The 24,084-nt window shown below is 73.5% G+C and carries 24 protein-coding genes and 1 riboswitch; of the genes, 7 read left to right on the top strand and 17 right to left on the bottom strand.

The window, feature by feature from the left end; all coding sequences use genetic code 11:
* The 5 genes from ASF37_RS06890 to ASF37_RS06870 all read right to left on the bottom strand — a co-directional run bounded on the left by ASF37_RS06890 (window position 1) and on the right by ASF37_RS06870 (window position 3,899).
* Entirely contained in the window at window positions 1–459 is a 459-nt protein-coding gene (locus ASF37_RS06890) for a MaoC family dehydratase (RefSeq protein WP_055962769.1), read from the bottom strand.
* Window positions 460–533: 74 nt separating this feature from the next.
* Entirely contained in the window at window positions 534–1,262 is a 729-nt protein-coding gene (locus ASF37_RS06885; protein ID WP_056579631.1) for an energy-coupling factor transporter transmembrane protein EcfT, read from the bottom strand.
* A complete protein-coding gene (locus ASF37_RS06880; protein WP_235499965.1) occupies window positions 1,259–2,638 on the bottom strand; it encodes an ATP-binding cassette domain-containing protein in 1,380 nt (459 codons plus the stop codon). Before ASF37_RS06880 ends, ASF37_RS06885 begins: the two co-directional genes overlap by 4 nt.
* A 59-nt stretch (window positions 2,639–2,697) precedes the next feature.
* Window positions 2,698–3,333, bottom strand: coding sequence for an ECF transporter S component (locus ASF37_RS06875; RefSeq protein ID WP_056579629.1), 636 nt, complete (start codon window positions 3,331–3,333; stop codon window positions 2,698–2,700).
* Window positions 3,323–3,433: riboswitch (TPP riboswitch) on the bottom strand. It overlaps the preceding gene by 11 nt.
* 58 nt (window positions 3,434–3,491) lie before the next feature.
* Complete coding sequence (locus tag ASF37_RS06870; RefSeq protein ID WP_056579627.1) at window positions 3,492–3,899, bottom strand: ankyrin repeat domain-containing protein; 408 nt, start codon at window positions 3,897–3,899, stop codon at window positions 3,492–3,494.
* Between the two features lie 54 nt (window positions 3,900–3,953).
* Between ASF37_RS06870 and ASF37_RS06865 the strand changes: the two genes are divergently transcribed.
* The 4 genes from ASF37_RS06865 (at window position 3,954) to ASF37_RS06850 (ending at window position 10,151) form a co-directional block, all read left to right on the top strand.
* On the top strand, window positions 3,954–4,622 hold the full coding sequence (locus ASF37_RS06865; RefSeq protein ID WP_056579625.1) for a GPP34 family phosphoprotein: 669 nt from the start codon (window positions 3,954–3,956) through the stop codon (window positions 4,620–4,622).
* A 60-nt stretch (window positions 4,623–4,682) separates the two neighbouring features.
* Complete coding sequence (locus tag ASF37_RS06860) at window positions 4,683–5,228, top strand: NUDIX hydrolase family protein (RefSeq protein ID WP_055962753.1); 546 nt, start codon at window positions 4,683–4,685, stop codon at window positions 5,226–5,228.
* 42 nt (window positions 5,229–5,270) lie between these two features.
* A complete protein-coding gene (locus ASF37_RS06855; RefSeq protein ID WP_235497389.1) occupies window positions 5,271–6,428 on the top strand; it encodes an MFS transporter in 1,158 nt (385 codons plus the stop codon).
* A 180-nt stretch (window positions 6,429–6,608) separates the two neighbouring features.
* Window positions 6,609–10,151 (top strand): (Fe-S)-binding protein, encoded by a 3,543-nt coding sequence (locus tag ASF37_RS06850; protein WP_056579623.1) that lies wholly within the window; start codon window positions 6,609–6,611, stop codon window positions 10,149–10,151.
* Window positions 10,152–10,421: 270 nt separating this feature from the next.
* Here ASF37_RS06850 and ASF37_RS06845 read toward each other — a convergent pair whose 3' ends face one another.
* Window positions 10,422–11,159, bottom strand: coding sequence for an MBL fold metallo-hydrolase (locus ASF37_RS06845; protein ID WP_056579621.1), 738 nt, complete (start codon window positions 11,157–11,159; stop codon window positions 10,422–10,424).
* A 121-nt stretch (window positions 11,160–11,280) separates the two neighbouring features.
* On the opposite strand from ASF37_RS06845, the gene ASF37_RS06840 reads away from it, so the two are divergent.
* A complete protein-coding gene (locus ASF37_RS06840) occupies window positions 11,281–13,080 on the top strand; it encodes a CocE/NonD family hydrolase (protein WP_056579619.1) in 1,800 nt (599 codons plus the stop codon).
* Window positions 13,081–13,085: 5 nt separating this feature from the next.
* On the opposite strand, the gene ASF37_RS06835 is transcribed toward ASF37_RS06840, so the two are convergent.
* The 8 genes from ASF37_RS06835 to ASF37_RS06800 all read right to left on the bottom strand — a co-directional run bounded on the left by ASF37_RS06835 (window position 13,086) and on the right by ASF37_RS06800 (window position 18,864).
* A complete protein-coding gene (locus ASF37_RS06835; protein WP_055962741.1) occupies window positions 13,086–13,838 on the bottom strand; it encodes a hypothetical protein in 753 nt (250 codons plus the stop codon).
* Window positions 13,839–13,895: 57 nt separating this feature from the next.
* On the bottom strand, window positions 13,896–14,228 hold the full coding sequence (locus tag ASF37_RS06830; protein WP_156367939.1) for a hypothetical protein: 333 nt from the start codon (window positions 14,226–14,228) through the stop codon (window positions 13,896–13,898).
* Window positions 14,229–14,394: 166 nt separating this feature from the next.
* On the bottom strand, window positions 14,395–15,285 hold the full coding sequence (locus ASF37_RS06825) for a carbohydrate kinase family protein (protein WP_055962735.1): 891 nt from the start codon (window positions 15,283–15,285) through the stop codon (window positions 14,395–14,397).
* Between the two features lie 3 nt (window positions 15,286–15,288).
* Window positions 15,289–16,197 carry a pseudouridine-5'-phosphate glycosidase gene (locus tag ASF37_RS06820; protein ID WP_055962731.1) on the bottom strand — a complete coding sequence of 303 codons (909 nt, stop codon included), beginning with the start codon at window positions 16,195–16,197 and terminating at the stop codon, window positions 15,289–15,291.
* A gap of 18 nt (window positions 16,198–16,215) precedes the next feature.
* Window positions 16,216–16,791: a dCTP deaminase gene (gene dcd / locus ASF37_RS06815; protein ID WP_055962728.1), complete on the bottom strand. Its 576-nt coding sequence runs from the start codon at window positions 16,789–16,791 to the stop codon at window positions 16,216–16,218.
* An 80-nt stretch (window positions 16,792–16,871) separates the two neighbouring features.
* Window positions 16,872–17,507 (bottom strand): class I SAM-dependent methyltransferase, encoded by a 636-nt coding sequence (locus ASF37_RS06810; protein WP_055966121.1) that lies wholly within the window; start codon window positions 17,505–17,507, stop codon window positions 16,872–16,874.
* Window positions 17,504–18,199: a DUF2064 domain-containing protein gene (locus tag ASF37_RS06805; protein WP_056579617.1), complete on the bottom strand. Its 696-nt coding sequence runs from the start codon at window positions 18,197–18,199 to the stop codon at window positions 17,504–17,506. Before ASF37_RS06805 ends, ASF37_RS06810 begins: the two co-directional genes overlap by 4 nt.
* Window positions 18,196–18,864 (bottom strand): glycosyltransferase family 2 protein, encoded by a 669-nt coding sequence (locus ASF37_RS06800; protein ID WP_055962721.1) that lies wholly within the window; start codon window positions 18,862–18,864, stop codon window positions 18,196–18,198. Before ASF37_RS06800 ends, ASF37_RS06805 begins: the two co-directional genes overlap by 4 nt.
* Window positions 18,865–18,983: 119 nt before the next feature.
* Here ASF37_RS06800 and ASF37_RS06795 point away from each other — a divergent pair, with 119 nt between their 5' ends.
* Window positions 18,984–20,309: a hypothetical protein gene (locus ASF37_RS06795; RefSeq protein ID WP_235499964.1), complete on the top strand. Its 1,326-nt coding sequence runs from the start codon at window positions 18,984–18,986 to the stop codon at window positions 20,307–20,309.
* 90 nt (window positions 20,310–20,399) lie between these two features.
* Here the strand turns inward: ASF37_RS06795 and ASF37_RS06790 are convergent, their stop codons facing one another.
* Both ASF37_RS06790 and ASF37_RS06785 read right to left on the bottom strand, forming a co-directional pair.
* Complete coding sequence (locus ASF37_RS06790; protein ID WP_056579615.1) at window positions 20,400–21,446, bottom strand: NAD-dependent epimerase/dehydratase family protein; 1,047 nt, start codon at window positions 21,444–21,446, stop codon at window positions 20,400–20,402.
* Complete coding sequence (locus ASF37_RS06785; RefSeq protein ID WP_056579613.1) at window positions 21,443–22,234, bottom strand: S-methyl-5'-thioadenosine phosphorylase; 792 nt, start codon at window positions 22,232–22,234, stop codon at window positions 21,443–21,445. Before ASF37_RS06785 ends, ASF37_RS06790 begins: the two co-directional genes overlap by 4 nt.
* Window positions 22,235–22,335: 101 nt before the next feature.
* Here ASF37_RS06785 and ASF37_RS06780 point away from each other — a divergent pair, with 101 nt between their 5' ends.
* Window positions 22,336–22,701: a UBP-type zinc finger domain-containing protein gene (locus ASF37_RS06780; RefSeq protein WP_056579611.1), complete on the top strand. Its 366-nt coding sequence runs from the start codon at window positions 22,336–22,338 to the stop codon at window positions 22,699–22,701.
* Window positions 22,702–22,723: 22 nt separating this feature from the next.
* Here ASF37_RS06780 and ASF37_RS06775 read toward each other — a convergent pair whose 3' ends face one another.
* The gene (locus ASF37_RS06775) at window positions 22,724–24,064 is read right to left on the bottom strand and encodes an NAD(P)-binding domain-containing protein (RefSeq protein WP_056579609.1); all 1,341 of its coding nucleotides are present in this window, start codon (window positions 24,062–24,064) and stop codon (window positions 22,724–22,726) included.
* Window positions 24,065–24,084 lie beyond the last annotated feature (20 nt).

The raw sequence follows: 24,084 nt of genomic DNA, 5'->3' as shown, positions 1-24,084 counted from the left end.
TCAGGCACCGGCCATGACGTAGATGACCTCGGCGATGCACACCGGCTTGTCGGAGCCCTCGCGCTCGACGACCACGTTGACGATGCCCTGGGTGCCGATCGGGATGTCGCGGGTCTCGACGAGGGTGGCGGTGGCCCGCAGCCGTGAGTCGACCGGGACCGGGGCGGGGAAGCGCACCTTGTTGGCGCCGTAGTTCATGCCGAACGCCAGGCCCTGGATCGAGTAGATCTGCTCGACGAAGACCGGCAGCAGCGAGAGCGTGAGGTAGCCGTGCGCGATGGTGCCGCCGAACGGGCCCGACGCGGCACGCTCGGGGTCGACGTGGATCCACTGGTGGTCGCCGGTGGCGTCGGCGAACGTGTTGATCTGCTCCTGGGTGACGGTGACCCAGTCGCTGGTGCCGAGCTCCTCCCCAGCGGCTGCCTTGAAGGCGTCGAGACTGTCGAACACGCGGACCATGGGGGTACCTCCGGAAGTGGCGTCGGGCTAAGCGCTTGCTTAGTTCGCACCCTAGTGCGTGACCCAGGTCCTGGCTAGACCGCCACGAGGAGCACCACCGGGACGGCGGCGAGCAGGGCTCCCCCGACCGCGACGGCCACGTCGAGCCCGGTCCACGGCGCCGGCTCGGCCCACGACCGGCCGTGGGCCGACGCGAAGCCGCGCGCGTCCAGGGCGATGGACTGGCGTGACGCACCGCGCAACGAGGAGACGAGCAGGGCGAAGACCAGGCCGCCGCCGTACCGGGAGCGGGCGACCGGGCCACCGGCCGGCCCCGCGCCCCGGGCCCGGCGCGCTCGCACGAGCTGCTGCCAGGTGACCAGCAGACCGGCGGCCTGCTGCAGCGCCGACGTCACCGCCACCACGGGCCGCGCCGGCAGCCGGAGGTTCTGCGCCAGGTGGTCGCCGAGCCGGGCCGGGTCGACGAACACCGCCACCACGGCGCCCGGCCAGGCGAGCACCACGATGCGCAGGCCCGCGGTGAGGGCGAGCGTCTCGTCGTGCCCGCCGAGACGCCACGTGGAGTAGGCGACCGTGAGGCCCGCGAAGGCCGCGAGCGCCAGGCACAGCAGCGTGTACCGCACCGACGGGACCACCAGCAGGAGCACGACGGCGTAGACCGCCACGGTCACCAGGGCGATCGGCAGCGTCCGCACGGCGAGCGACCCGGGCACGGCAGCGACGCCCACCACGGCGAGCGCCAGCGGGTTCACGTGCAGCAGGAGCGACCGTCGACCGGTGGGAACGCTGTGCCGGGTCGTCATGCGAGCCGCCCTCCGTCGAGCCGGTGGACCCGGTCGGCGAGCGCCACGAGGTCGGCGTCGTGGCTGGCGGCTGCCGCGACGGCCCCGGCGTCCGCGGCGGCACGCCACCAGCCGGCCACGGTCGCCCAGGTGAGCCGGTCCTGGCCGACGGTCGGCTCGTCGAGCAGCACCGAGCCTGGCCGGTGCGCCAGCGCGGCGGCGAGGGCGAGCCGTCGCTGCTCACCACCGGAGAGCCGGTAGGGGTTCCGGTCCGCATGGGCACCGAGCCCGAGGTGCTCCAGCACGGCGTCGACGTCGACGGATCGGCCGAGACGACCCGCCGTGAAGGCGACCTCCTCGCGCACCGTGGTGGTGAGCAGGCCGTGCTCGGGGACCTGCGGCACCCAGCCCGAGACGGCGGCCAGTGCCGACGACCGCATCCGGTGCAGTGGCTCCCCCGCGCGCTCGACCGCTCCCGAGGTGGGGGCCTGCAGACCGGCGCACGCCGCGAGCAGCGTGGACTTGCCCGCCCCCGACGGACCGACGACGGCGTGCGCGGCGCCGTCGACCAGGCGCAGGCCGACGTCGTCGAGGGCGCGGGTGCGGGTGGTGCCGCGCCAGGAGCGACGCACCAGCTCGACCGTGAGCCGTTCGACGTCGAGCGGCACCGCGTCGTCGTCCGGCGCCACCAGCCCCCGGTCCGGGAGCACCGGGACAGGAGTCGCGAGCCCGGGCATCCAGACCCCGGCCGCGCCGAGGGACTCACGGTGCGCGGCCACGAAGGTGGTCGGATCCGTGTCGGCGAGCACGCCACCGTCACGGCCGAGGACGACCACCCGGTCCACGAGGTCGAGCCAGGGCCCGATGCGGTGCTCCACCACCACGAGCGTCGCACCCGTCGACGCCACGGCGTCGGTGACCGCCCGTCGGACCTCGGCGGCCGAGACCTCGTCGAGCATCGAGGTCGGCTCGTCGAGCAGCAGCAGACCGGGGCGCAGGGCGAGGGCGCCGGCCAGGGCCAGACGTTGGGTCTCTCCCCCGGAGAGCGCGTCGGTGGGGTGCTCACGACCGTAGGCCAGTCCGACCGCGTCGAGCGCCGCGTCGACCCGGCGCCACGTCTCGTCGTGGTCGAGACCGAGGTTCTCGGGCCCGAAGGCGACGTCGCGGCCCACGCGGGCCGACACCACGGCGTCGCCGGGCTGCTGCGTCACGAGCCCCCGCACGCCCTCGGCGCGGACCGATCCCGAGAGGTCCCCGGGCACGGACTCGCCCAGCGCACCGGCAAGCGCCAGCAGGAGGGTCGACTTCCCGGCGCCGCTCGGGCCCGCGAGCAGCACCCGCTGGCCCGCTGGGACGTGCAGGTCGAGGTCGGCCACGACGGGTCGGGCGTGACCCACCGGCCGCCACCCGAACCCGTCGAGGCGGACCTCGACGGGTCGGGTGGTGGTCAGGGCGGTCAGGCCTGCACGCCCTCTCCGGCGACGTCGCGACCGGCGCCGAAGGAGTCGAGCGCCCCGGTGCCCGCGAGCGAGCGGACGAGCATCCAGCCGAGCAGACCGGCGACGACCGCTCCCGACACGGCGAAGAAGCCGAGGTGGGCGACCTTGTAGGCGAGGCCCCAGTCGACGTAGTAGAAGTTCCACTCGTAGACGGAGGCGAACACGGCCGACAGCACGCCCGCGAGGACGGCCACGCCGAGACCCCACCGGCGGTAGCGACCGAGGGCGAAGCCCAGCTCGGCGCCGGCGCCCTGCACGAGGCCCGAGAGCAGGACGGTGAAGCCCCACTCGGTGCCGCCGAGCACGAACATCGAGATCGCGGCGGCCACCACCTCGGTGCCGAACGCGGCACCCGGCCGGCGGATGACCAGCCCGCCGACGACCCCGGCGAGGAGCCAGCCGCCGCCGAGCAGCGCGCCGGCCGGCGGGTAGCCGATCGTCGCGGCCAGGTCGAGGAGGCCGTAGAGCTTCCCCCAGGCCCAGAAGATGACCCCGAACGCGACACCGAGCGACGCGATCGTGACGAGGTCGATGGTGCGATAGGACAGACGTGCCCGACCCTCGGTCGGTGTACGCGTGGATGCAGAACTCATCGTGACTCCCTTCGCCGGTGCTAACCGGAGCAGGTTCAAGGGTCTGCGGCTGATCCGCACTCTCAGCGCCCTCTGCGGCGGCGCTCCCCTGTCGTGGTGGTGCCAGCCTAGCCGCCCACGGGCCACCGCGCCCAGCCCGTCCGGGCCGCGAGCCGGGGTCAGGCCAGGAGGTCCTCGCGTCCGAACATCGCCGCGGTCTCGCGGGCCGTCGGGTGACCGGCGTCCGGGTCGGCCCCGGCCTCGAGCAGGACCCGCACCACCGCGTCCTCGCCCTTGAACACCGCACCGGCCAGCGGGCTCTGGCCGCGGTCGTTCAGCGCGTCGACGACGGCGCCGCGGGCGGTGAGCGCGGCCACCGTCACCGCATGCCCGTGGTAGGCCGCGAGCATGAGCAGCGTGTTGCCCGAGGCATCGGTGAGCTCGACCGGGACGCCCGCGTCGAGGTGCTGCACCAACCGCTCGGTGCGACCCTCGCGGGCGTCGTCCAGCAGGTCCTGCGCCAGCGCCACGGCCCGCGGGTCGAGGGCCGTGTGGTCAGGGGTGGTGGCGTCGTCCGACGGGTCCATCCCTCGACCGTAGGGCGGGGTGACGTCGGTCGCAGGTCGGCCTACGCTCGAGGCATGACCGTGGCTCGCGACCTCCTGCTCGTGGCGCTCGACCCGGAGTCGGGCAAGGTGCGGCTGCCGTCGATGGCCGCCGAGCCCGCGCTCGGTGGCGCGGCACTCATCGACCTCGTGCTGCTCGGTCGCCTCGAGCTCGTGGGCACGGGACGGAAGGCCCGCGTGGCCGTCGCCGACCGCACGCCCGTGGACGATCCCGACCTGCAGGCCGCCTTCGAGCGCGTCTGGCAGAAGGGCGACCAGGCGCCGAAGGCGATCGTGACCCGCCTGGGCAAGAAGCAGCGCAAGGCCGTGCTCGCGTCCCTGGAGGCCGGCGGGCTCGTGCGGGACGAGCAGCGCCGCGTGCTGGGCATCCGGCTGGAGCGGTACGAGCTCGTCGACGTCGCACGACGCGACCAGCTCGTCGGCGCGATGCGGCAGGTGCTCCTGCACGACCAGCCGGCCGACCAGGTCACGGGTCCGCTCGTCGGCCTGCTCCTGGCCGCCGACCAGCTCGGGCTCGTGGTGGAGAAGCGGGAGAGGAAGGCCGCGAAGGCGCGGGCCAAGGTCGTCGCCGACGGCGACTGGGCCAGCGAGGGCGTCCGCAAGGCGATCCAGGACGCCCAGGCCGCCATGACCGCCGCGATGACGGCCAGCATCGCGGCCTCCACCACCGCGTCGAGCTCCTGACGAGGGGCCGTCCCGCCGGGGCGGCACGGCTGACGCCCACGCGTGGGGGAGGATGACGCCATGGCGTCCGTCCGCACCCCTGACCCCAATCCCGGCTGGCTCTCCGAGATCGCGCTCGACGAGACCCGCTCGCGCGTGCCGATCCTCTACGTCGAGGGGATCCCCGTCCGGGTGGACGCCCACGGCCAGGTCGAGCACCTGGGTCTGCTGCTGCGTGGTTCACCCACCACCGGGGCCATGACGCGCACCTTCGTCTCCGGACGCGTCACCCACGGCGAGTCGGTGCGCGACGCGCTGCTGCGCAACCTCGAGAAGGACCTCGGCCCCACCGCCTTCCCGCAGCTGTCGGCGTCGATCGTGCCGTTCACGGTGGCCGAGTACTTCCCGCTGCCGGGTGTCACGCCCCTGCACGACCCCCGCCAGCACGCGGTGGCGCTCGTGTACGTCGTGCCGGTCACGGGTGAGTGCAACCCGCGCCAGGACGCCCTCGAGCTCAGCTGGATGACGCCCGAGCAGGCCCTCGACCCGGCCGTCCTCGACGAGATGGAGGGCGGGCGCGGGATGCTCGTCCGGCAGGCCCTCGCCCACGTCGGCGCCCTGGCCTGACCCCCCTGCCGGCACCGGTCGGCGCGGGCGGACCATGGTCCGGTGACCACCCCGAACCGCTGGTTGATGCTCGCGGTCGGCATGCTCGCGCAGGCGTCGGGGACGGTGGCCGCGAACGCCGCCGTCTTCCTCATCCCCTACCTGCACCTCGAGCGGGGACTCCCCCTCCCGCAGGCCGGCGCGCTGGCGTCCGCCTCGCTGCTCGGCACCACCGTCTCGCTCGTGGCGTGGGGCGTCGTCGTCGACCGGTGGGGTGAGCGACTGACCCTCACGCTCGGTCTGGTGGTCACGACCGGCGGCACCGTCGCCGCCGCGTTCGTGGACGGCTACCCCGCCCTGGCGGCGTGCTGGTTCGTCGCCGGCGTGGGCGTGGCCAGCTCCAACGCCGCCAGCGGTCGACTCGTGGTGGGCTGGTTCCCGGCCGAGCGCCGCGGCACCGCCATGGGGGTGCGCCAGACCGCGCTCCCGCTCGGGGTCGGGGCCGCGGCGGTCTTCGTTCCGACGACGGTGCAGGCCACCGACCTGCGCACGACGCTGCTGTGCATCGCCGCTCTCAACGCGGTGGTCCTCGTGGCCTGCGCCCTGCTGGTGGTCGATCCACCACGACGGTCCCGCGCCGACGCCGACGACGCAGGCGAGACGGGCAGCCCCTACCGGGGCGACGTCACGCTCGTGCGCATCCACGCCGCGTCGGCCCTGCTGGTCGTCCCGCAGTTCACCGTGTGGACCTACATGCTCGTCTGGCTCATCGACGAGCGCGGCTGGGCCGCCGGCGCAGCCGGTGTGCTCGTGGCGTCCACCCAGCTGCTCGGCTCTGCCGGCCGCATCGGGGTGGGCTGGTGGTCCGACCGGGTGGGCAGTCGCATGGGACCCATGCGGATCGTCGCGGTCGGGGCGGCGCTGACGATGCTGGCGCTCGGCGTGCTCGAGCCGACGCCCCTGGCCGTGGTTCTCATCGTCGTGGCCACGGTCGTGACCGTCGCCGACAACGGCCTGGCCTTCACCGCCGTGGCCGAGCGGGCCGGGCCGTGGTGGTCGGGCAAGGCGCTGGGCGTCCAGAACACCGGCCAGTACCTGGTGAGCGCGGCCGTCCCGCCGGTCGTCGGGCTCACCGTGGCCGGGCTGGGCTACGGGTGGGCGTTCGCGCTCGTGGCCCTCTTCCCGCTCGTCGCGATCCCGCTCGTCCCGCGCGATCGATGACGAACGACTCACACCACGCCGACAGGACAAGGCGGCGCCGCCCGGGATAGCCTTTACCTACCCACCGGTAACCGACCGCTGACCTGCACGACCTTTGGGTGGCCTTACCCCGCGGACCCGCTCGCGAGGGGCTACTGTCAGCCCAACTGTCACGGTCGTCGCCCCAAGGATTGAGGCTCCATGCAGCTCGTCGCGATCATCGTCTCGTTGGCCGTCACGGCCATCACGATCCCCGTCACGGTCGTCGCCGTGCGCCGGATGACCGCCGTCATCCGTGCCGGTGGCCCGGCACCCGGCCGCACGGACGACCCCGCCGCGCGCACGGTGAACATGCTCAAGGAGACGTTCCTCCACACGCGCATGCTCCAGTGGAGCTGGATCGGTGCCCTGCACTGGTTCGTCTACCTCGCGTTCCTGGTGCTCGCGACGGCCGTCGCCCAGGCGTTCTTCCAGCTGTTCGACCCGGAGTTCGTCTGGCCGATCATCGGCCACTTCTTCCTCTACGAGTGGATCAGCGAGGCCATCGGACTGCTCGGCGCGCTCGCGATCATCCCGCTGGCGGTCTACCGCCAGGTCAAGCACCCCAAGCGCCTCCAGCGCCAGAGCCGGTTCTTCGGCTCGCGGATGGGTCAGGCCTACTTCGTCGAGTTCATGGTCTTCCTCGAGAGCGCCGCGATCCTGTTCATCCGCGGCGCCGAGTACAACCTGCTGCAGGCCCGCGGCGGTGAGGACTCCGAGTACGCCACCGGCTTCCACTTCCCGATCGCCCAGTTCTTCGGCAACCTCTACCCGACCGGCGCCGAGAACATCGACACCCTCGAGAACATCATCGTCGTCATCGCGATGATCAAGGTGACGTCGGCGATGATCTGGCTGCTCGTCATCTCCACCAACCTGACGATGGGCATCGCCTGGCACCGCTTCACCGCCTGGCCGAACATCTGGTTCAAGCGCGAGTCCGACGGTGGCACGGCCCTCGGCGGCCTCGAGCCCATCCGCATCAACGGCAAGGCCCTCGACATGGAGGCCATGGAGGACCTCGAGGAGGAGGACTTCGAGAAGCTCGGCGTCGGCAAGGTCGAGGACTTCTCCTGGAAGGGCCTGCTCGACTTCACGACCTGCACCGAGTGCGGTCGCTGCCAGAGCCAGTGCCCCGCCTGGAACACCGAGAAGCCGCTCAGCCCCAAGCTCCTGGTCATGGGCCTGCGCGAGCACGCCTACGCCAAGATCCCCGCCCTGGCGATCCCCGAGGACGAGCGCACCGAGGAGCAGCAGAAGGAGGTCGAGCGTCCGCTCATCGGCGACGAGGAGATGTACGGCGTCATCGACCCCGACGTCCTGTGGTCGTGCACCAACTGCGGCGCCTGCGTGCAGCAGTGCCCCGTCGACATCGAGCACGTCGACCACATCGACGACATGCGCCGCTTCCAGGTGCTCGTGGAGTCCAACTTCCCGGCCGAGCTCAACAACATCTTCAAGGGCCTGGAGCGCAAGGGGAACCCGTGGGGGATGAACCCCAAGCACCGCATGGACTGGGCCAAGGACCTCGACTTCGAGGTCAAGCAGGTCGGTGTGGACGTGGAGAGCCTCGACGAGGTCGAGTGGCTGTTCTGGGTCGGCTGCGCCGGCGCCTTCGAGGACCGTGCCAAGAAGACCACGCAGGCCGTGGCCGAGCTGCTGAACACCGCCGGCGTCGACTTCGCCGTCCTCGGTGACGGCGAGACCTGCACCGGCGACCCCGCGCGTCGAGCCGGCAACGAGATCGTCTTCATGCAGCTGGCCATGGAGAACGCCGAGGTGCTCAAGGAGACCAAGGCCAAGAAGGTCGTCTCCACCTGCGCCCACTGCTTCAACTCGCTCAAGAACGAGTACGCCGAGTTCGGCGTCGAGCTCGAGGTCGTGCACCACACGCAGCTGCTCAACCGCCTCGTGCGCGAGGGCAGGCTGACGCCGGTGGCCGGCAAGGCCGGTGCCGCCGCGGCCGAGCCCGAGAAGACGATCACCTACCACGACCCCTGCTTCCTCGGCCGCCACAACCAGGTCTACGAGGCGCCGCGCGAGCTGCTCAGCGTCATCCCCGGCGCGAAGTTCGCCGAGATGCCGCGCAACTCCGAGCGCTCCTTCTGCTGCGGCGCCGGTGGCGCGCGCATGTGGATGGAGGAGAACCTCGGGTCGCGGATCAACGTGAACCGCACGCAGGAGGCCGTGGCCACCGGTGCCGACCAGATCGCCGTGGGCTGCCCGTTCTGCCGCGTCATGCTGTCGGACGGCCTGACCGCCCAGCAGGCGGCCGGCGAGGCCCGCGAGGAGGTCGAGGTCCTCGACGTCGCGCAGATGCTGCTCGCCGCCGTGAAGCGGGCTCCCGAGCCGACGGCCGAGGAGTCCGCCGACGTCGTCGACGAGGCCGAGGCGGCCACCGCCGCGGCCGCGGCCGCCGGGTCCTCCGACCAGGCCACGGACGCCGAGCCCGACGCGACCGACCAGGCCGACGACGCCTCGATCAGCGACACCGAGGACGCCGCGCCGGCCGCGGACGCCCACGAGGAGCCCGAGGCGACCGACGTCCCCGACGACGAGCCGCAGGACGAGCCCGCCACGACGTCGCGCGAGGAGGACGCCGAGGTCGCCGCCAAGCAAAACATGGACGTCGACGAGCAGGGTCGCGCCGCCGACACCTCCGGCAACGCCGGCCAGGCGCCCGGTGCGGACGAGGTCGAGGCGGACAACGCCAAGGCCTCTACCGAGAGCGACGAGTCCGGGGACGCGACGCCCGACGAGGCGCCCGCCGCCGAGACGTCGAAGGCCGACGAGACCGGCGCCGACGGTGACGAGGCCGAGACCGAGAAGGACGAGCCCGTCCAGGTCGACGCCCCGCCGCAGCCGGCCAAGCCCGCCACCGACGGCAAGGCCGAGGAGGGTGGGGACGAGCCGAAGGCCGAGTCCACCACCTCGTCCGACGGTGCCCCCGAGCCCGACCCGGAGCCCGAGCCCGGCGACACCACCGACCCCGAGGTCGAGACCGTCCCGAGCAATGGTGCTGGGGGCGACGACGAGGCCAGCCCGGCCACCGCCGACGAGCCCGCACCCGCCGAGGACGAGCCCGTCGACGGCGGTGTGGTCGAGCAGGGGGCCCGCGAGGAGGAGGCCGACGCCGCAGGCGACGTCCAGGCCAAGGCCGACACCGACGGTGAGGAGTCCGAGACCGAGAAGGACGAGCCCGTCCAGGTCGACGCTCCCCCGCAGCCGGCCAAGCCCGCCACCGACGACAAGGCCGAGGAGGGTGGGGACGAGCCGAAGGCCGAGTCCACCACCTCGTCCGACGGCGCCCCCGAGCCCGACCCGGAGCCCGAGCCCGGCGACACCACCGACCCCGAGGTCGAGACCGTCCCGAGCGATGGTGCTGGGGGCGACGACGAGGCCAGCCCGGCCACCGCCGACGAGCCCGCACCCGCCGAGGACGAGCCCGTCGACGGCGGCGCGCGCGAGGAGGAGGCCGACGCCACCGACGTGGAGGCCAAGGCCGACACCGACGGAACCGGCGCGGCCAAGGACGAGGCACCGTCGGAGGTCGTCGCCGTCGAGGACGCGCCGAACGCCGACCCGGAGTCCGACGACGTCGCGCCGCTGAGCGACGCGAACCCGTCGGGCACGGACGTCTCGACCGCGGCCACCGACGCGGCCAAGGACGAGGAGCCCCAGGGCGAGGACGAGCCCAAGGCCTGACGCACGACCGATCCCAGCCGAGAGGGCGCCCGCACCACGCGGGCGCCCTCTCGTCGTCTTCGTCCCCGTGCCACGCCCCGACAGGCGGACGGGAGCCGTCGCACGGTGCCGGCCGCGGGAGGTAGGTGGCCCGCGCAACCCCGGCACCCCGAGGTAGGTGCCACGCGGATACGCGCCTCCTATCCGCGCGCCACCTACCTCTGACGAGTCGATTCCGCGCGCCACCTACCTCTGACGAGTCGATTCCGCGCGCCACCTACCTCTGACGAGTCAAGGCCGGGGGGAGAGGGCCTGGTCGACGGCGTCGCCCAGGGGGCCGCGCCAGGCCGGGCCATGACCGGGGGCGATGGTGTCGGCGTCGAGGGCGCGCAGCCGCTCCAGCGAGCGCTCCGCCTGCACGCCGTCGGCCGTGAAGAAGCCGGGCAGCTGCTGGGGGCCGCGCCGACGCGAGATCGCGTGGCCCGTCACCAGGGCGTCGCCGGTGACCAGCACGCCGGCCGCGGGGAACAGGTACGCCGCGTGTCCGCTGGTGTGGCCCGGCGTGTGCACCGGGACCGGGGCGCCCGGCACGTCGAGCGGCGCACCGTCGGTCCACGCGCGGGCGTGGGCGAAGGTCTGGTGCGACGTCGCGCCCAGCCGGGAGATCCGGGCAGCCCACAGCGCCGTCCGCGGGCGCCAGGCCCGACGCGCGACGTCGAGGGTGGTGGCCGACTCGGCCCGCTCCCCCGTCGCGTTCGGCACCTCGTCGGCGTGCATCAGCACCGGCACCCCGTGGTGCTCCCACCAGCGCGCCACGCTGCCGACGTGGTCGACGTGCGCGTGCGTCACCAGCACGGCCGAGACGTCGCCGGGCACGAGACCGAGCTCCCGCACCGAGGCGTCCAGCCGGTCCGCGTCCCCGGGGTAGCCGGTGTCGACGACCGTCAGGGCGTCGCCGTCCTGCACCAGCACCCAGTTGACGTCCGTGCCGCCGGACAGGTGCACCCCGTCACCGATCTGCGTGAGCATGCGTCGACGCTACCCCCGCAGGCGTCAGCGTTGGCAGCCCCGAGTCGGGACCTTCGTCCCCGTGACCCACCTCACGGTTGCTCGTTGCAACCTGTACCCGCGTACCAGTCGAGGAGCCACCGTGCGTCGAGCCGTCCTGACCGCCCTGTCCGCCGTCCTCGTCCTGGCCGGGCTCGCCGCCGCACCCACCGCCACGGCTGCTGCCGCGCCGTACACCGTCACCTCGCTGTGGTTCCGCGTGACCGTCGGGGAGAAGAACGACCAGAAGTGCACCATCGTGGCCGACCAGTACCTGCCCCGCACGGCCACGGCGAGGAAGCCGGTGCCGGCCATCCTCACGACCAACGGCTTCGGCGGCTCCAAGGACGACCAGGCCGGTCTCGGACGCCTCTTCGCCTCCCGCGGCTACGCCGTCATCAGCTACTCCGGGCTCGGCTTCGGCGGCTCGGGCTGCCCGATCTCCCTCGACGACCCCGCGGTCGACGGCAAGGCCGCCAGCCAGATCATCGGCTACCTCGGCGGCGCCACCGGCACGGCCTACCTCGACGCCGGCCTCACGAAGAAGGCGCCCGCCCTGACGGTCGTGAAGCGCGACGCGAGGAACCAGCTCGGGACGGTCTCGCGGAACGACCCACGCGTGGGCATGGTCGGCATCTCCTACGGCGGTGGCATCCAGTTCGCCACCGCCGCCATCGACCCGCGCCTCGACACGATCGTCCCCGGCGCCACGTGGAACGACCTCAGCTACTCCCTCTCGCCCAACAACACCTCCCAGACCGGGGTCAGCTCGGCCACCCCCGGTGCCGCCAAGCTCGTCTGGGCGCTCGGCTTCGTCGGCAAGGGCGCTCTCGACGGCTTCACCGGAGCGCCGCAGGACCCCTCTCGCATCGCGGGCTGCCCGAACTTCGTGGCGTTCGTGTGCCCGGCCGTGGTCACCGCCGGCGTCACCGGGACGCTCGACCAGGGCACCGTGCAGGAGCTGCGCAGGCGCTCCGTGGCCAGCTACGTGAAGCAGGTGCGCATCCCCACCCTCCTGCTGCAGGGTCAGTCGGACACGCTGTTCAACCTCAACGAGGGCACCGCCACCTTCCAGGCGCTCCGGAAGCAGAAGGTGCCCACCAAGCTCGTGTGGATCAACGGCGGCCACTCCGGCCCCAACGCGCCGGGCGAGATCGACTTCGACGCCCCGAGCATCTCCGGCCAGCACCTCACCGCGCGCCTCAGCGCCTGGTTCGACCACTACCTCAAGGGGCAGAAGACCGACACCGGGCCGCTGTTCTCCTACTTCCGCGACTGGGTCCCCTACACCGGCAACGCCCGTCCGGCGTACGCGACGAGCTCGACGTTCCCCATCGGCTCACGCACGCCGTTCTACCTCTCCGGCACGGCACTCACGCGCTCGAAGGGTGCCGTGGCGAAGGGGTCGCAGACCCTGCTCACGGGACCCGCCGGCGCACCCACCTCCCTCGGCACGATCGACGTCGTCGGCTCGCAGGTGCCGATCGCGCTGCCGGAGCTGGACCTGCCCGGGACGTCCGCGAGCTGGACCACCCCCGCCCTCACGGCACCGCTGACGGTCGTGGGCTCCCCCACGCTCGACCTGTCCGTCACCGCACCCACCGCGGCTCTCACACAGGCCCTCGACGCCGGCAAGGTCGTGGTCTTCGTGAAGGTCCTCGACGTGGGCCCCGACGGCAAGGGCACCGTCGTGCGCGACCTCGTCGCGCCGGTGCGGGTGCCCGACGCCGGGCAGCCGTTCACCGTGACCCTCCCCGGCATCGCGCACCGCTTCGAGAAGGGTCACGCCCTGCGCCTCGTGGTCGCCGGCGGTTCGGTCAACTACCGCGGCGGCCTCGTCTCGGCGCCGGTGACGATCACGACCGGATCGGCGAACCAGGTGCTCACGCTGCCGCTCGTCTGAGCAGGTCAGGCGCAGCCGACGGCACCGAGCGCGGCGAGTCCCACCCGGTCGCCCGGGCCCCACGCGTCCCGCGGGCTGCTCGGGTGCATGAGCTCTCCGAGGTCGTCGACGTGGTCGAGGCCGAGCACGTGGGCCAGCTCGTGCATGAGCACCCCGGTCGCGACGTCGCCACCGTTCCCGCGGCGCACCAGGTCGGGGGCGTCGAGCATGATCTCGCCGGTCACGTAGGTGCGGCGGTCGTCGCGCTCGACCCAGGTGCTGCCGCCGAGACCACCCACGCGACCCTCCAGCTCGGCGACCTCGTCGGCGTCGGTCCAGCTGATCTGCACCGGACGCCAACCCTCCCCGTCCTCGGGGTCGTCCTCATGCGCGAGCGGCGCGTCGGTGGTCGTGCCGACGACCCGCAGGTCGAGCCCGCTGGCGTCCTCCACCTCCGCCACGGCTCTCCGGAGCACCGCGTCGGCGTCGTCGGGGGCGCGTCGCTCGTTGACGACGATCCGCACGGGCGTGCACGGGTCGTAGGCCACCGGCGTCTCACCGTCGGCCTGCGTCTGCAGGAACGCGTACGACCCGCCCCCGGGAGCCGCGCGGGTCTGGCCGGACGTGGCGGAACCCCGGTCGGGGAAGACCGTGCCGGTGGACTCCGGGGCGATCACGATCCACGCCATGAGCACGCCGAGCATTCCCACCAGCACGCTCACCGCGAGGACGGCACGCGAGCGCGGGTCGCGCCGCCACGAGACGCCCTGTCCTGTCACCCGGACAGGATGACACCGCATGGCCCACGAGTCAGGGCGAGTGGTGGCGAGCGACGCTCAGCGCGGGACCAGCGGCACGCCGTCGGCGCCGGCGACGAAGGTGTAGCCGGAGGCCCCGGGGGAACGCTCGAGGATGCTGACGAACCAGTCACCGGGCCCCGGCGCCGCCACGGTCACCCGGTCCGGAGCAGCGTCGTGGTCGGCGTACGTGGTGACGACGCCGCCCCGGAAGTCGCGGGCGTCCTCGGGCGAGCGGTAGTAGGCCACCACGTACACGCGGTGACCGGTGGCGGCCACGTGCTCGGTCCCCTCGACGATCACCCGCCGCCGAACCGGCGCCGAGCGCGGTCCCCGGACGTGGCGGCGTCGAGCCGGCAGCGCGAGCGACATGATCCCCTCCCTCGTGAGGCCGATCCCTGGGCGGTCCCACGGATCGATGAAACCTCAACCACCCGCGTTCTGGCCAGCGATTCTCGAAGAACTGTCACGGAACCGCAATAAATGGCCCGATAGGACTACTGATTCCGCAACTTCCGGGCAAGTTCGCGCCGGATGCTCACCGCGGGGGTCGCGCGCCGAGCGCGGCGATGCACCGCTCCGCGGCCGACCGGCCGGCCTCCAGGGCCGGCACGGGGTCGTGCCGACGCACCCACACCGACAGGAACCCGGCCGCGAAGGCGTCGCCGGCTCCCGTCGTGTCCACGACCGACGTGCGGGGCGCGGTCAGCTGCTCGCGCACGGGTGCACCGTCGACGGAGCCGATGAAGGCCGCGCCCATCGAGCCGAGCGTCACCACCACCGCCCCGAAGCGACCCGCCAGGGCGTCGAGGTCGATCTGCGGCCCGCGCGCGTCGACGAGGACGCGCGCCTCGTCGATGTTGGGGAACGCGAGGTCGGCGCCGTCGACCCAGTCGAGGAACGTCGCCCCGCCGCACGCCCGCAGGAACGACACCGTGCTGGGGTCGATGCTGACCCCGGCGCCTCGTGCCCTCGCCTGCGCCACGAGCCCGAGGGCCATCGACCGGGTGCCCTCGTCGAAGAACGAGTAGCCGGTGAGGTGCAGCCAGGTCACGCCGTCCCAGGCCTCGGGCGGGACGTCGGCCGCCCCCAGCCGCGTGTTCGCACCCCTGTCGACGAACATCGTCCGCTCCCCGACCTCGTCGAGCTGCAGCAGGATGGTGGCGGTCGGCAGCTCGGGGTCGGCCGCCAGGCGGACGTCCACGCCGTGCGCCTGCAGGGCCGCCGCGTGGCGCTCGACCGCGTCGGCGCCGACCCGGCCCACGAACCGGGTCGGGACGCCGAGGCTGCCCAACCACGCCGCCACGTTGGCCGCCGAGCCACCGGGTGCCATCCGGATGGTCGCCGGCGTGTCGCTCGCCGGGGTGACCTCGGCGAGCGGCTGCACGCTGATGTCGTCGACCACGTCGCCGACGACCAGGATCGTCATCGGCTACAGCGCGGCCCAGGCCGACGCGATGTCGGCCGCCACCCTGATGTTGTTCTCGACGATCCGCAGGTTCACGGACAGGCTCTCCCCGTCGGTGAGCTCGACGATGGTCGAGAGCAGGAAGGGGGTGACCTCCTTGCCCTCGATGCCCTTCTCCTCGCAGCGGCGCAACGCCTCGGCGAGCACCCGGTCGTGCAGGTCGGGGTCGAGCTGCTCATCGACGGGGAGCGGGTTGGCCACGACGATCGCGCTGCACAGCTCCAGCTGCTCGCGCGACTCCATGACCGCGGCGACGGCGCCGCCGTCGGGCACCGTCCAGTCCAGCGGCTCGCCGGACGACCGCAGCCAGAAGCTCGGGAACTCCTGCGTGCCGTAGCCGAGCACCGTGATGCCGAGGGACTCCATGCGCTCCAGCGTCGCGCCGATGTCGAGGACCGACTTCACGCCCGCGGAGACGACCGTGATCGGCACCTCCGAGAGCGCCTTCAGGTCGTTGGACTCGTCGAAGGTGCTGCCCGCTCCTCGGTGCACCCCTCCCAGGCCGCCGGTGGCGAAGACCCGGATGCCCGCGTGGTCGGCGATGAACGACGTGGCCGCCACCGTCGTGGCACCGCTGCCACCGCGAGCCAGCACCACGGGCAGGTCGCGCATGCTCAGCTTGGCGACGTCCTCGGACGCGACCCGCTCCAGCTCGGCGTCGGTCAGCCCGGCCTTCAGCTGGCCGTCGAGCACCGCGATCGTGGCCGGGACCACGCCGCGATCGCGCAGCATCTGCTCGAAGTGCCGCGCGGCCACGAGGTTGTCGGGGCGGGGCAGGCCGTGGGAGATGATCGTCGACTCCAGGGCCACGACCGGACGCCCGGCCGACAGTGCCTCGGAGACCTCGGTGCTGATCGAGAGGGGTAGGGACATGGGGGATCGCCCTCGGCTCTAGATGCGTGTCTGGTGGAAGTTGGCGTGGGACCGCGACGCCGTCGGTCCGCGCTGCCCCTGGTAGCGGGACCCGTACTTGGCCGATCCGTACGGGTTCTCGGCCGCTGAGGACAGCCGGAAGAAGCAGAGCTGGCCGATCTTCATGCCCGGGTAGAGCTTGATCGGCAGCGTGGCGACGTTGGCCAGCTCGAGCGTCACGTGGCCCGAGAAGCCGGGGTCGATGAAGCCCGCCGTGGAGTGGGTCAGCAGGCCGAGCCGACCGAGCGACGACTTGCCCTCGAGGCGGGCCGCGACGTCGTCGGGCAGCGTCACGAGCTCGTAGGTGGACCCGAGGACGAACTCGCCCGGGTGCAGCACGAACGTCTCGTCGCCCTCGACCTCGACGGGGCGCGTGAGGTCGGACTGGTCGGCTGCCGGGTCGATGTGCGGGTACTTGTGGTTGTCGAACACCCGGAAGAACTTGTCGAGCCGCACGTCGATGCTCGACGGCTGGATCATCGAGCGCTCGAGCGGGTCCAGACCCACGCGTCCCGCATCGATCTCGGCCAGGATGTCGCGGTCGCTCAGCAGCACGGCAGCAACGTAACCCATCGCGGGAGCGCGAGCGACCAAGGCGCCCGGTCCCGGACGGGGCGGGGCGACGAGCGGCGTCGTCAGGACGCGAGGGGTCGTTGGAGCTCGGCGACCCAGCGGCCGTCGGCAGACAGCGTGCGGGTGTGCTGCAGGTGCGCCCGCTGGGCGAGCCAGGGGACGGCGTCCAGACCGACCACGGCCCACGGGAACGGCTCTCCGAGGGTGCCGTCGACGCGCAGGCGGCGCGACTCCTGCAGGATCGCCCCGTGCTCCTCGACCTCGACCAGCACGGTGCCGCCCGGCACGACGAGCTCTCCGACGCGGCGCAGCAGACGGTCGGGACGGCCGCCGATGCCGATGTTGCCGTCGGCCAGCAGCGCGTGCTGCCAGCCGCCCTCCCCGGGCAGCCGCTCGAACAGGTCGCGCCGCAGCACGAGGGAGCCCCGGGCGCGGGCCAGCCCGATCGCCGAGCGCGAGCTGTCGACCCCGAGCGCGTCGAGGCCCCGCGCCAGCAACGCCTGCACGAGCCGACCCGGACCGCAGCCCAGGTCGAGCGTGGGTCCGACGCACGGGTCCACGAACAGCGTCAGGTCGGCAGCGTCGGCGTCGGCGGCCCAGCGGTGGACCGCCAGACGCTCCTCGGCGCCGTGGTCGTCGACGAAGTGCGAGTCACCGGACGTGAAGACCGGGTCGAACAGCGAGTCGTCGAGCGTCATGCCACCGCCTCCGCGCATCGGGCGACGGCCGCGGCGAACCGCGAGCCGGGCACGTCGGCGGCGACGCGCTGGGCGTCGGGCCACTCGTCGACGTCGAGCAGGGGGCGGAGCAGGTGCACGTCGCCGCCCAGCGCCTCGACCGTCCGGGTGCCCGTGTCGCCGCGCGACATCGGCACCGCACGCAGCGCGTCGGCGTGCGTGGGATCAGGCAGCCCGAGGAGCCACCAGCCACCGTCCTCGGCCGGGCCCAGCACCTGCGTGCCGTCGCGGAGGAGCTCGCCCGCTGTGACCAGGTCGTCGGAGGTGACCTGGGGGGTGTCCATGCCGATCTGCACGGTGCCCCACGCGGGACCGGACGCCGACAGCACGCCGCCGGCGTCGACGTGGGCGTGCGCCAGGCGGGCACCGAAGTCGTCGCCGCGCTGGGGCACCACGGTCACCCGGGCCAGTGCGTCCTGGACGGCACGCGACCGTGCGGCCTGCTCGAGGTCACCGGTCAGCGCGACCACGACCGGCCAGCCGGTCACGTCGTGGGCGGACGAGACGGCGTCGAGGGTGTCGAGCAGGGCGGCGGCGGCCACGTCGGCGGCCCGCTGCGGGCCGGCCACGCGACCGAGCCGCGTCTTGGCCAGACCCGGAACGGGCGCCTTGGCCACGACGAGCAGCACGGGGACGATCGTTCCGCTGTTCATCGCAGCACCTTCGCGAAGTCCTGCACGACGCGCGCGGTGCCCTTGACGGAGCCCGAGACCTTCGAGCGGGTCCCGGCGGCGCGCGGGCGGTAGTCGATGTCGAGCTCACGGACGGTCCAGCCGGCGCGCGAGGCCTTGACCATCAGCTCGAGCGGGTACCCGAAGCGTCGGTCGCGGACGTCGAGGTCGAGCAGGTCCTGGCGGCGGCACACCCGCATGGGCGCGAGGTCGTGGATGCCGAAGCCACTGGATCGGCGGATCCACGTGGCCAGGGCCAGCGTGCCGGCACGGGCGTGCCACGGCCACACGCCGCGGGCGACGGGCCGACGTCGGCCCACCGCCATCGTCACGCCGCCGTCACGCACGGCGTCGAGCATGGGGAGCAGGTCGACGAGCCGCATGGAGTCGTCGCCGTCGATCACGCCGACGTACTCGGCGGTGGCGGCCTCGATGCCCGCGTGGACAGCGGCCCCGTACCCGGGTCGGGGCTCGTGCACGACGCGCGCGCCGAGCTCGCGAGCCACGTCGGCGGTGCCGTCGGTCGAGCCGTTGTCGACCACGATCGGGCGGAGCCCGGCGGGGAGGTCACGCAGCACGAGGGGCAGCGCCGCGGCCTCGTCACGGCACGGGATCACGACGTCGCACGCCCCGAGGTGATCCTGCATCCCCCGAACCTAAGCCGCGCAGGGCCCGCTCGCACGTCAAGGGGTCCTGCGACAGGCGCTCGACCACGTTCCCCCGGGACGGCCATGCGTCCCCTGGGTTCGCCGGATAGCGTGGCGCCATGCTGGCCCGCCCCCGCACGGCCGTGCTCTCGGCACTGGTCGGCCTCGTGCTGGTGATCGCCGCGATGGCGGTCCCGGCCGTCCTCTCCGACGACGTGCGCGTGCACTGGCCCCCGCTCCACGCCTTCTGGGGCCCGCGGTTCGATCCCCTCCTCCTGGTCGCCGTCGCGACGGCCGTGCTGCTCTGGTCGGCGCTGCCCCGGGCGTGCCGCGATCTCCCGTGGCGCGTCGTCGTGGTGCTCGCGACCGTCTCGTCGTGGCTCTGGACGTGCGCGCTCGGGCTCAGCGACGGGCGCTACGGCTTCAGCCGCGTGTACGGACGCAAGAGCGAGTACCTCAACGACGCGACGGAGGTCCGCGACGTCCCTGCCGCGCTGCACGACTTCGTCGAGCGCATCCCCTCGGCCGCCGACGACAACTGGCACACGCACGTGGCCGGGCACCCTCCAGGCGCCTTGCTGTCCTTCGTCGGTCTCGACCGCGTCGGGATCGACGACCCCTTCTGGGTCGCCATGGTCGTCGTGACGATCGGCGCCACGTCGGTGGCGGCGGTGCTGCTGACCCTCGACCTGCTCGGCAGCCGCGACCTGGCCAGGCGCGCTGCTCCCTGGCTCGCCCTGGCGCCGCTGGTCGTGTGGGCGGGGGTCAGCGCCGACTACTACTTCGCCGCGGTGGCGGCCTGGGGCCTGTACCTGCTCGCCCGGGCCGCGGTCGCGGTCGGACCCCGGTCCTGGGCGCTCGGCGTCGGGGCGGGGCTGCTGCTCGGGTGGTGCGTGTTCCTGTCGTACGGGCTCGTGCTGCTCGGCATCCTCGCCCTGGCCGTCCTCTGGCTGGCGCACGGCCGCGACGCTGAGCGACCGCGTGCGGGCTGGCGGGTGCTGCCGTGGGCCGTCGGCGGGGCCCTGGTCGTGACGGCGGCCTTCTCGGCGTACGGGTTCCACTGGTGGGAGGCCTACCCGGTGCTGCGCGAGCGCTACTACGAGGGCATCGCGTCCGAGCGCGCCTACGGCTACTGGGTCTGGGCCAACGTCGCGGCCTGGACCTTCACCGCAGGTCTCGCCGTGTGGGCCGCGTTCCCTGCCGCCGCCGACGCCGCTCGCCGTCGCGTCCCGCTCGCCGTGCTGGCCGGCGCGGGCGTGGCCACGATCGTCGCGGCCACCCTGTCGGGCATGAGCAAGGCCGAGGTCGAGCGCATCTGGCTGCCGTTCACGATCTGGGTCGTCGCGATCCCCGCCCTCCTGCCGGACCGCTGGCAGCGCCCTCTCCTCGCCTCCCAGCTCGTCCTCGGCCTCCTCGCCCAGACCCTGCTCATCACCCGCTGGTGACGGCCGAGCCGGCCCTCGTCTCGGACCGTTGCGGGGCGGTTCGGAGCCCGCGGACGCCCCACAGGTGTCCGAATCGGGGGGCGTAGACCCTCAGCGGCGACGGAGCGGGTCGGTGGCCAGGCGGGCGATGCCGTCCTCGGGCGCGATCTCGGCGCGGAAGCCGAGACCCTCGGCGGCCTTGTCGGGCGAGGCGAGCACGTGCCGGACGTCGAAGACCCGCGCGTCGCCCGTCACCTCCGGCTCGGGTCCGTCGACGGCGCGCGACAGCACCTGCGCCATCTCGCCGATCGTGAACGGTCGCCCCGACGCCACGTTGTAGGCCGTCACGCCCACCGGGTGCTGCGCCACCTGCTCCACGGCCAGCGCGTTGGCCAGCGCCACGTCGTCGACGTGCACGAAGTCGCGCACCTGGGCGCCGTCCTCGAAGACGCGCGGCGCCTCGCCCCGCTCGAGCGCCGACCGGAAGATCGCGGCCACGCCCGAGTAGGGGGTGTCCGCGGGCATCCCCGGCCCGTACACGTTGTGGTACCGCAGGGCGACGGCGTGACCGGACTGCAGCGTGCACCACGCGTCGGCGAAGTACTCCTGCGCGATCTTGGACGCCGCGTACGACGTGCGCGGTCGGATGGGCGCGTCCTCGGTGACCCGGCGCCACGTCACGTCACCACCGCACACGGGGCAGCGCGGGTCGAAGCGGCCGGCCGCCAGGTCGTCCTCGCGGCGCACCGCGGGCGGCACGTCGCCGTGGTCGGGGCAGTCGTAGCGACCGTCGCCGTAGACGACCATCGACGAGGCGAGCACGAGGTCCTGGACCCCTGCGCGGGCCATGGCGGCGAGCAGGCGTGCCGTGCCGAGGTCGTTGTGCTCGGCGTAGCCGGGCAGGTCCTGGGCGTCCACGCCGTTGCCGACCATGGCCGCCTGGTGGCACACGACGTCGACGTCGGCCAGGACGTCGTCGAGGTCGTCGGTGCGCAGGTCGAGCAGGTGCACGTCGGCGGGCGCGTCGTCCCGGGCGTTCGGTCCGTGCGCCATCGGCAGGTACGCGTCGAGCGCGACGACGTCGTGGCCGCGCTCGTCCAGCCGCAGCGCGATCCGCGACCCGATGAACCCGGCCGCACCGATCAGCAGGACCTTCACGGCAGCTCGAAGGGCAGGGTCATGCCGTCCACGGCCGATGCACAGGCGCAGTCGCGCTCGCCGATCGAGCCGACGACCCCGGCCAGCGTCGACTTGAGGGTGTCGGTGTGCTCCCGGAACACCTGGAACACCGCTTCCATGCTCACGGAGTCGCTGGCGTCGACCCCGGCGTCGTGGTCGGTGACCAGTGCCACGGTGGCGTAGCAGAGCGCCAGCTCGCGAGCCAGGATCGCCTCGGGGTGGCCGGTCATGTTGATGACGGCCCAGCCGTTCTCGGCGTACCAGCGCGACTCGGCGCGCGTGGAGAACCGCGGGCCCTCGATGACGACCATGGCGCCGCCGTCGGTCGGGTCGTGGTCGGCGAGACCCTCGAGCAGGTGGCCACGCAGGCGGTCGCAGTAGGGGTCGGCGAAGGAGACGTGCACCGCGCCGGTGTCGTAGTACGTCTGGGTGCGCGCGGTCGTGCGGTCGACCAGCTGGTCGGGGACCACGAAGCTGCCCGGGCCCAGCTCGGGTCGCAGACCGCCCACGGCGCAGGGGGCGAGCACCTGGCGAACGCCCAGCGAACGCAGCGCCCAGAGGTTCGCTCGGTACGGGACCTGGTGGGCGGGGAAGCGGTGGTCGGCACCGTGCCGCGGCAGGAAGGCGACCGTCCGGTCCCCCACCTGGCCGACCGAGATCGGCGCCGACGGCGCGCCGAAGGGGGTGTCGACCTCGACCTGCTCGGGGTCGTCGAGGAAAGTGTAGAAGCCGGAACCGCCGATGACGGCGACGTCGGGTGTGGTCATGACCCCACCCTCCCAGCGCGCGGCGGCGCACGCACGCGGTGGGGTCGAGGAGGGGTCGTCGGACCCTCGCGGGTCGCGCCGGACCGGACTACCGTGGCGACATGTCAGAGACTCCCGGCCCCGAGAACTCGTCGATCGACGTCACGGTCAAGCCCTCGGGCGCGGGGTGCGTGGAGTGCCTCGCGGAGCCCGACGGGTGGTGGGTGCACCTGCGGCGGTGCGCGCAGTGCGGCCACATCGGCTGCTGCGACAGCTCACCCGCCCAGCACGCCACGGCCCACTTCCGCGAGTCCGGGCACCCGGTCGTGCAGAGCTTCGAGCCCGGCGAGGACTGGTTCTGGGACTACGCCTCCGAGACCGCCGCGAGAGGTCCCCGGCTGGCCGACCCGCAGTCGCACCCGGGCGACCAGACCGCACCCGGTCCGGCCGACCGCGTGCCCGAGGACTGGCGCGACCGCATCCACTGACCCTCGGCGGGCTTCTCCCGGCTCAGCGCGTCCCGACGCCGCCGATGCTCAGCACCTCGACCGCAGGTGCTCCGCAGCAGCCACCACCGTCGGCCGACTCGTCGTCGAACGTGCCCGCGCCCCCGCACACCCCGGTGTCCGGGAGCGTCAGCTCGACGCGCGCCGCCGCCTCGTGGTCGCCGGCGAGGGCCGCCGCGACCGACCGGGTCTGCTCGAAGCCGGTGAGCGCCAGGAACGACGTGGCTCGGCCGTACGACTTCATGCCGACCGGGTAGTACCCGACCTCGGGCTGGGCCAGCTCGGCCACGCCGTGCGGGTAGACGGTGCCGCACGAGTGCTCGTTGGGGTCGATGAGCGGGGCGAGGGCGCGCGGTGCCTGCAGCACGGGATCGAGGTCGAGGCGCAGCTCGTCGGTCCACCCGAGGTCGGGGCGGAACCCGGTGAGGGCGAGGACCTCGTCGACTTCCTCGACGACCTGCCCGTCGAACGCGACGAGGTCGAGGCGGTCGTCGTCGCGTCGCCGGACCTCGGCGGTGCGGAAGCCGGTGCGCGTGGTGACGGGGCCACGGTCGACGGCGGCCCGGGCCAGCTGACCGAGGGCGCCGCGCTGGGGCAGCTCGTCCTGGCCCGACCCGGCGAAGGCCGCACCCACGCGGCTGCGGCGCACGAGCCAGGTGATCGTCGTGCCGGGCTCGCTCTCGGCCAGTGCCGTGAGCGCCAGCAGGGCGCCCTTCGCGGAGGCTCCGGTACCGGCGACCACCACGTGCCTCCCGGCGAACCGGGAGCGCTGGACCGCCTGGTCGAGGTCGGGCACGCGGTAGCCGATGCGGTCGGCGCTCTCGCGCTCGCCGAGGGCGACCACGCCGTCGCCGCCCAGCGGGTTCGGCGTGCCCCAGGTCCCCGTGGCGTCGACGACGGCTCGGGCCGCCAGGTGCTCGGTGCCGGCGGAGGTGCGCAGGTGGAGGGTGAACGCCGACCGGTCCCGGCCCGAGCTGACGAGGCGGTCGCGACCGTGGCGGGCGACGGCCGTGACCCGGGTCCCGTAGCGCACGGCCGGAGCGAGCACCTCGGCCAGCGGGCGGAGGTAGTCCTCCACCCAGCGGGCGCCCGTCGGGTAGCGGTCGGGGTGCGGCGGCTCCCAGCCCTGCTCGAGCAGGAGCTCGCGGGCGACCGGGTCGACCAGCTCGCGCCAGGGCGAGAACAGCCGCACGTGGCCCCACTCGGCGACCGCGGCGCCGGGGCCCTCGCCGGCCTCGAGCACGAGGTGCGCCACGCCACGACTCCTGAGGTGCGCCGCCGCGGCCAGGCCGATGGGGCCGGCGCCCACGACGACGACGGGCAGGTCGGACGGTGCGGTGCTCATGTGCGCTCCTTCGGCGGTCC

Origin of the sequence: Aeromicrobium sp. Leaf289 (assembly GCF_001423335.1) — a bacterium.
Taxonomy (GTDB): Bacteria; Actinomycetota; Actinomycetes; order Propionibacteriales; family Nocardioidaceae; genus Aeromicrobium.
This window is presented reverse-complemented; position numbering and strand designations above follow the sequence as displayed.